We start from the raw sequence: 6337 nt of genomic DNA on the forward strand, positions 1-6337 counted from the left end.
TGGGCCGCAAAGGTAGGCAAAGCCGATGGAAACGAGAGCGAACTATGCCATTGTCGGCTTCTTCACCGTCCTGGTCATCGCCGCCGCCTTTGGATTCGTCTATTGGATGGCGCAGTATGGCCGAAGCGGCCAGATGGTCGAACTGATCGTCAACATACCGGGATCGGCCAACGGTCTCTCGGTCGGATCGCCGGTGCGCTTCAACGGCATCAATGTCGGCACCGTGCGCAATCTCGCGATCGACGCGAACGATCCGCGCTATTCGATTGCGATCACCGAGGTCTCCGCCGACGCGCCGGTTTTGAAGTCGACCCGGGCGACGCTGGAGGTGCAGGGCCTGACCGGCGCCGCCTATATCGAGCTCAGCGGCGGGCGCAAGGGTGACGAGAACATCCTCAGGACGGCGCTGGAAAATGGAACCCAGGCGCATATCCTCGCCGACCAGTCGAGCGTCACCAGCCTGCTTGCGACCGCAGATCAGATCCTCGACCGCGCCAACACGGCGATAGGCGATATCCAGGGCTTCGTCACCGACGTGCGCGGCCCGCTGACGGCGACGATCGGCAATGCCCAGCGTTTCTCCAAGGCGCTCGCTGACAATTCCGGGGCGATCGATCAGTTCCTGAAGAGCGTCGAGGAGCTTTCGGGCTCGGTCAGCGCCGCGTCGAAGAAGCTCGATGCGACGCTTGCGAGCGCCGATGCGCTGATCAAGTCCGTCGATCCGAAGAAGATCGACACCATCGTTAGCAATGTCGAACAGCTGAGCAAGGATCTCAAGGCGGCCTCCGGCGGGGTCTCCGACGCGATCGCCGGCTTCCGGCGCACCGTCGATACCTATGACCAGTTCGGCAAGAATGCGCAGCAGACGCTGAAGCGCGTCGACACGCTGGTGGCTGCCGTCGATCCCCAGAAGGTCGGGATGGTCGTCAACGACATTTCTGCCGCAAGCGCCGAGGCGCGCGAGACGGTTGCCCGGATATCCAGCTTCGCCGAGAAGATATCGGCGCGCCAGGAGGATATCGACCAGACGATCACCGACTTCACGCAGATGTCGAACAAGCTCAACGCCGCATCGAACCGCGTCGACGGCATTCTCGTGAAGATCGACGGCTTCCTCGGCGATGCGGATGCCCCGTCGCTTTCGGCGGAGGCGCGCTCGACACTCGAAGCGTTCCGCCAGATGGCGAACAATCTGAACGCTCAGATCGGCCCCATCGCCGACAATCTGAAGCGCTTCTCCAATTCCGGCCTCAGGGACGTGGAGACGCTCGTCACCGAAACGCGGCGGACGGTACAGAGCCTGCAGACGACGATTTTCAATTTCGACAGAAATCCACAGCGCCTCCTATTCGGCGGTGAGACTGTCAAGCAATATGATGGCCGCACGCGACGGTGATTCGCGGGCGGTCCGCGGTCGCGATCAAGGTTGCGCCTGCTACAGCGCCGCGCGTCCTATCAGACGCGCAAAGGTCGCTGTAATACTTTGAATTGCTGCATGTCTCCTCAATCGAGGTCGATTTGAGGAGATATGCAGCAGGGATCGCCTCTCGCGCGGCGGGGTTGGTTGGGGACGTTGGCAGTATGAAGTTTTCGGGTCTGGTAGCTGTGCGTAAGACGGGGGCGACCCGAACTGCCGTTATCTTCTCATTGGCGCTCACTGTGGCGGGTTGCGGCACGCGTGCTGCAGTCAACGATACCTTCAGCCTGTCGTCCACGCCGATCGTCGAACGTCCCGCCCCGACGAACCGGCAAATACTCGTGCCGGAGCCGACGGCGCTGCAGACGCTTGCCAGCGATCAGATCGTTGTCCGCCTTTCCAGATCGGAACTGCAATACCTCGCCAAGGCCCAGTGGGGCGATCGCCTGCCGCGGATGGTCCAGGACAGGCTCGTGCAGATATTCGAGAACACCGGCCGGGTCGGAGTCGGCAAGCCGGGGCAGGGGCTGGCCATCGACTACCAGCTCATCACCGAGATACGCTCCTTCGAGATCGTCACCGACGGCGGGCAAACGGCTGTCGTGGAGATTTTCGCCAAGATCCTGAACGACCGGAACGGCACTGTTCGGACGCAGAAGGGGTTCCGCGCCGTGGCCCCGGTCAAGGGCACCGGAAATCCGGCCTTCGTCGCCGCCCTCGACGCGGCCTTCGCCAAAGCCGCAGCCGACATCGTGAGCTGGACGCTCGCGTCGATGTGAAGCTCTGGCTTCGATCCCCGCACGATTCTGCCCCTCATCCGGCCTGCCGGCCACCTTCTCCCCGCATGCGGGGCGAAGGTGACTCGCGGCGCCGTCTTCGCCATTTCTTCTCAAGTGGGGGACGGAGGAGCCGGCGGCTTACGCTCTTCTCCCCGCATGCGGGGAGAAGATGCCGGCAGGCAGATGAGGGGCAGGTCGATGACCGCGAGCGGCGTCGGGCGCTCAGCCCGTGCCGCGCTTTGAAACGCCGATCCGGTTGATGACATCGGCAACGCCGTCGACGGCCCTTGCCGCTTCCTCGGCGCGCGCAATTTCATCCTCATCCGGCCTCCCGGCCACCTTCTCCCCGCAAGCGGTCGCAAGCGGGGCGAAGGCGACTCGCGGCGCCGTCTTCGCCATTTCTTCTCAAGTGCAAGGGGGACAGAGGAGCGGGCGGTTTACGCTCTTCTCCCCGTCATGAACGGGGAGAAGATGCCGGCAAGCAGATGAGGGGCAGTCCGGGACCGCGAGCGGCGTCAAGCACGGCTCAGCCCGTGCCGCGCTTTGAAACCCCGATCCGGTTGACGACCTCGGCAACGCCGTCGACGGCCCTTGCCGCTTCCTCGGCGCGCGTAATTTCCTCCTCCGTCGCGACCGTGCCGCACAGGAGGACGGTGTTGCCGGTAGAGGTGACCGTGACGTCGACGGCATCGAGGCCCGGCGCTACCGCAAGGACGTGCGCGACGCGCCGCTCGAGTTCGGCCGGCTCGTTTGCGGGCACTCTCTCCGGCTCTCCGCCGAAGAATGTCCGTTTCTTGAAAATCATGCGGGCGTTCCTTCTCTTTTGCGGAAGTAACGCCGGCCGTCGGAATTTGTTCGGCGAGCCTTCCCCGGTCCGGATCAGGGCCAGCGGACGAGCGGGGGCAGGGAAGAGAGGATCGATTCGACGTTGCCGCCGGTCTTGAGGCCGAAGATCGTGCCGCGGTCGTAGAGGAGGTTGAACTCGACATAGCGGCCGCGGCGTACGAGTTGCTCCTCGCGATCCTCCTCCGTCCAAGGCGTGTTGAAATTGGTCCGGACGATCTTCGGATAGACCAGCGCAAAGGCTCTGCCGACGTCGCGGGTGAAGGCGAAATCGGCCTCCCAGCCGCCGATCTCCTCGCGAGAATGCAGCCAGTCGTAGAAGATGCCTCCCGTGCCGCGCGGCTCGTTCCTGTGCTTCAGGAAGAAATAGTCGTCGCACCATTCCTTGAACTTGGCGTGGTCGGCGACGGGATGCCGGTTGCAGGTGATCTCCATCGCCCGGTGGAAGAGCACCGTGTCCGGATCGGTCATCACGCGGCGGCGATCGAGAACCGGCGTCAGGTCCGCCCCGCCGCCAAACCAGTTGCTCGTGGTCACGACCATGCGCGTGTTCATGTGCACGGCCGGCACGTTGGGGTTCACCGGGTGGGCGATCAACGAAATACCGGAGGCCCAGAAGCGCGGGTCTTCGTCCGCCCCAGGAATCTGGCCCCGGAACTCCGGCGAGAACTCGCCGAAGACGGTCGACGTGTGGACGCCGACCTTCTCGAACACGCGGCCCTCCATCATCGACATGCGGCCGCCGCCGCCCGCACCTTCCTCGCGCAGCCAGTCCCGGGCGACGAAGCGTCCAGCCGGCCGGTCCGCCAGCGGCCCGGCGAGATCGTCCTCGATCGCTTCGAAGGCGGCGCAGATCGTGTCTCGCAGGCTTTCGAACCAGGCTTTCGCCGTGGCCTTCTTGTCTTCTATGTCGGCCGGCAGGCCCGCTGGGAGTTGCGGTCTTTCCATGAGTGAGCTTCCATTCGCGGCCTCCATGCGGGAAGACCGCCGATTCTGTCGTCGCTGCCACAGGCCATATTTTTACCCGGATGGCAACGGCGACGCGATGTCGGACGACAGCCTGCAGCAAGCCGCGCCCGTGCGGGCGATCAGGTTCGTCCAAGCCCGAAGGACTGGCAATAGCGCCGCGTACATCCTATCTTTTCGTCAGAGGTATAGCCCATGGCGAAGATACCCCCAGGACCGCCGCTCGACGGCTTGCGGCGACAGATCGCCCGGCACCGCCGGGACAATCCCGCACGAAGCGACGGTCTTTTCGTGCGCGAGACATACCGGCTCGAACGCAACGCGGCCCGCGCCAAGGCGCGCGAATGGTTCGAGACCTGGCCCAAGGCCGCCTATTGGACGGAGGTGGAGAGCTGGCGTCAGCTCGAAGGCGACGAGATCGAGTTCACGATGCGACGCCTGCCAAGCGCCGACTGACACGCTCGACGGCAAGAAAATCCTCTTTCGGCTGGGCGCTTTCCATTGCGCTGTTCTGCTCCCTTGGCACTCTGGCGAGCATGGTTCTGCTGAAGGGCATGAGGCCGGAGGCGGTCGACGGTCCTGATAGGGACCGACCGCGGCCTGTCGCACCGGATTAGGTCCTCAGCCCAGGCCCTCGTGTTCGGTTTCGTCCGCGATCAGCCGCGGGCCAGCGCCCTCGATGCCGAGCACGTCATGGGGGTTGCGCAGGGGGCAGTCGCGCATCGACAGGCAGCCGCAGCCGATGCAGCCGGTCAGTTGATCGCGCAGCGCCGTCAGGTTGGCGATCCGGTCGTCGAGCTGCTGGCGCCAGTTCTCTGACAGCTTCCCCCAGTCTTCCACCGTCACGGGGCGGTCGTCAGGAAGGACCGAGAGCGCCGAGCGGATTTCGGCGAGCGGGATACCGGTGCGCTGGGCAACCTTGATCACGGCCACCCGCCGCAAGACGGCGCGCGGATAGCGCCGCTGGTTGCCGCGGCTGCGGTTGCTGCGAATAAGCCCCTTGCTTTCGTAGAAATGAAGCGTGGACACGGCAAGCCCGCTGCGCTCGGCGACCTCGCCGACCGTCAGTTCGCGCTTGATATCACTGTCTTTTTCTTTTTTCACGGTTGCTATTGACCTCAACTATAGTTGAGGTTCTATAGCATGAGCTCCCCGTGACCGGCAACAACACGACCGACAACAAGGAGCTGATACGCATGACAGAGAAGATGACCCTGGCCTTGATCTACGGCAGTGCGCGGCAGGGCCGCTTCTGCGATACCGTCGCGAGTTGGCTCATCCGGGAGCTCGAGACATCGAGCGTCTTCAGCCTGACTATCATCGATCCCTTGCGGTTGAGGAACTCGCGCGGCGAGAAAGCCGCCGATCCGGCCGAGTGGATGGAGCGCAAGGTCGCGAAGGCGGATGCCTTCATCGTCATCACGCCCGAATACAACCACGGCTACCCGGCCGCGCTCAAGGAAATGATCGACGCGGTCTACGAGCCCTGGCACGCCAAGCCGGTTGCCTTCGTCTCCTATGGCGGCGCATCCGGTGGCATCAGGGCCGTCGAGCAGCTGCGCCAGGTGTTCGGGGAACTGCACACGGTGACCTTGCGTGACGGCATCTCCCTCCCGAAGGCCTGGTCGAAGTTCGACGCGGCGGGGAATCTATACAAGCCCGAAGAGATGCGTGCGCCGCTGTTCCTGATGGTGGACCGGCTCGTCTGGTGGGCGCGTACGCTGAAAAACGCCCGGAAGACCACACCTTACAACGAGATCGCCGCATGACGTTGCGGGCGCCCGGCTCAGAACGCATCGATCTGCCGCATCGCCTCGCCGACGATCATGGCAGTGGCGATCGCGATGTTGAGCGAACGCTGGCCGGGCGCCATCGGAATGAGGACGCGCCCGTCGGCGCGCTCGTGCACGTGATCGGGTACGCCGGCGCTTTCCCGGCCGAAAAGAAGGATGTCGTCGGTGCGATAGCTGAAGCGCGTGTAGGGCTCGGCCGCCTTGGTCGAGGCGAGCACCAGGCGGCGGCCGGTCTCTGCCCGCCACGCGTCGAAGCGCTCCCAATTGACATGGCGGGTGAGGGTCACGGCTGCGATGTAGTCCATGCCGGCACGCTTCAGGTTGCGGTCCGACAGATCGAAGCCGGCGGGCTCGATGATGTCGACCGCCAGGCCGAGGCAGGCGGCGAGCCGGAGGATCGTGCCGGTGTTGCCCGGTATGTCGGGCTGGTAGAGGGCGATGCGCAGGCCGTTCATGGGTCTAGCAGGCTGCTGAAAATCGTGTTGCGTTACCGCAAGCCATCGCGGTTGGTGCGATTTTTTGGCGGATTTCGGCAGGAT

9 protein-coding genes are annotated in these 6337 nt (G+C 64.2%); 4 read left to right on the top strand and 5 right to left on the bottom strand.

The annotated features are described in order from the left end of the window. Positions 1-25 precede the first annotated feature (25 nt). Together ATB98_RS03435 and ATB98_RS03440 are read left to right on the top strand one after the other, a co-directional pair. Positions 26-1396 (top strand): MlaD family protein, encoded by a 1371-nt coding sequence (locus tag ATB98_RS03435; RefSeq protein ID WP_066869024.1) that lies wholly within the window; start codon positions 26-28, stop codon positions 1394-1396. A 185-nt stretch (positions 1397-1581) separates the two neighbouring features. Further along, entirely contained in the window at positions 1582-2196 is a 615-nt protein-coding gene (locus ATB98_RS03440) for an ABC-type transport auxiliary lipoprotein family protein (RefSeq protein WP_066869027.1), read from the top strand. A gap of 222 nt (positions 2197-2418) precedes the next feature. Here ATB98_RS03440 and ATB98_RS30520 read toward each other — a convergent pair whose 3' ends face one another. From ATB98_RS30520 to hemF, 3 genes are all read right to left on the bottom strand, one after another. Continuing rightward, a complete protein-coding gene (locus ATB98_RS30520) occupies positions 2419-2595 on the bottom strand; it encodes a hypothetical protein (protein ID WP_234781858.1) in 177 nt (58 codons plus the stop codon). 127 nt (positions 2596-2722) lie between these two features. Beyond that, positions 2723-3001: a BON domain-containing protein gene (locus ATB98_RS03445; RefSeq protein ID WP_066869030.1), complete on the bottom strand. Its 279-nt coding sequence runs from the start codon at positions 2999-3001 to the stop codon at positions 2723-2725. Positions 3002-3075: 74 nt separating this feature from the next. Further along, the gene (gene hemF, locus ATB98_RS03450) at positions 3076-3987 is read right to left on the bottom strand and encodes an oxygen-dependent coproporphyrinogen oxidase (protein WP_066869033.1); all 912 of its coding nucleotides are present in this window, start codon (positions 3985-3987) and stop codon (positions 3076-3078) included. Between the two features lie 213 nt (positions 3988-4200). Between hemF and ATB98_RS03455 the strand changes: the two genes are divergently transcribed. Continuing rightward, positions 4201-4461 carry a hypothetical protein gene (locus ATB98_RS03455; RefSeq protein ID WP_066869036.1) on the top strand — a complete coding sequence of 87 codons (261 nt, stop codon included), beginning with the start codon at positions 4201-4203 and terminating at the stop codon, positions 4459-4461. A 165-nt stretch (positions 4462-4626) separates the two neighbouring features. Here the strand turns inward: ATB98_RS03455 and soxR are convergent, their stop codons facing one another. Next, positions 4627-5109 (bottom strand): redox-sensitive transcriptional activator SoxR, encoded by a 483-nt coding sequence (soxR, locus tag ATB98_RS03460; protein ID WP_066869039.1) that lies wholly within the window; start codon positions 5107-5109, stop codon positions 4627-4629. A 92-nt stretch (positions 5110-5201) separates the two neighbouring features. Here soxR and ATB98_RS03465 point away from each other — a divergent pair, with 92 nt between their 5' ends. Continuing rightward, entirely contained in the window at positions 5202-5774 is a 573-nt protein-coding gene (locus ATB98_RS03465; RefSeq protein ID WP_066869067.1) for an NADPH-dependent FMN reductase, read from the top strand. A gap of 17 nt (positions 5775-5791) precedes the next feature. On the opposite strand, the gene ATB98_RS03470 is transcribed toward ATB98_RS03465, so the two are convergent. After that, positions 5792-6253, bottom strand: coding sequence for a tRNA (cytidine(34)-2'-O)-methyltransferase (locus tag ATB98_RS03470; RefSeq protein ID WP_066869042.1), 462 nt, complete (start codon positions 6251-6253; stop codon positions 5792-5794). Between the last annotated feature and the right edge of the window lie 84 nt (positions 6254-6337).

It is taken from the genome of Sinorhizobium saheli (assembly GCF_001651875.1).
GTDB classification, from domain to species: domain Bacteria; phylum Pseudomonadota; class Alphaproteobacteria; order Rhizobiales; family Rhizobiaceae; genus Sinorhizobium; species Sinorhizobium saheli.

What these genes read in the sequence shown, in the direction of transcription:
- ATB98_RS03445 (WP_066869030.1), bottom strand. Translation starts at nt 3,001, where the DNA reads ATGATTTTCAAGAAACGGACATTCTTCGGCGGAGAGCCGGAGAGAGTG.
- ATB98_RS03455 (WP_066869036.1), top strand. Translation starts at nt 4,201, where the DNA reads ATGGCGAAGATACCCCCAGGACCGCCGCTCGACGGCTTGCGGCGACAG.
- ATB98_RS03440 (WP_066869027.1), top strand. Translation starts at nt 1,582, where the DNA reads ATGAAGTTTTCGGGTCTGGTAGCTGTGCGTAAGACGGGGGCGACCCGA.
- ATB98_RS03465 (WP_066869067.1), top strand. Translation starts at nt 5,202, where the DNA reads ATGACAGAGAAGATGACCCTGGCCTTGATCTACGGCAGTGCGCGGCAG.
- ATB98_RS03470 (WP_066869042.1), bottom strand. Translation starts at nt 6,253, where the DNA reads ATGAACGGCCTGCGCATCGCCCTCTACCAGCCCGACATACCGGGCAAC.
- ATB98_RS03435 (WP_066869024.1), top strand. Translation starts at nt 26, where the DNA reads ATGGAAACGAGAGCGAACTATGCCATTGTCGGCTTCTTCACCGTCCTG.
- hemF (WP_066869033.1), bottom strand. Translation starts at nt 3,987, where the DNA reads ATGGAAAGACCGCAACTCCCAGCGGGCCTGCCGGCCGACATAGAAGAC.
- ATB98_RS30520 (WP_234781858.1), bottom strand. Translation starts at nt 2,595, where the DNA reads ATGGCGAAGACGGCGCCGCGAGTCGCCTTCGCCCCGCTTGCGACCGCT.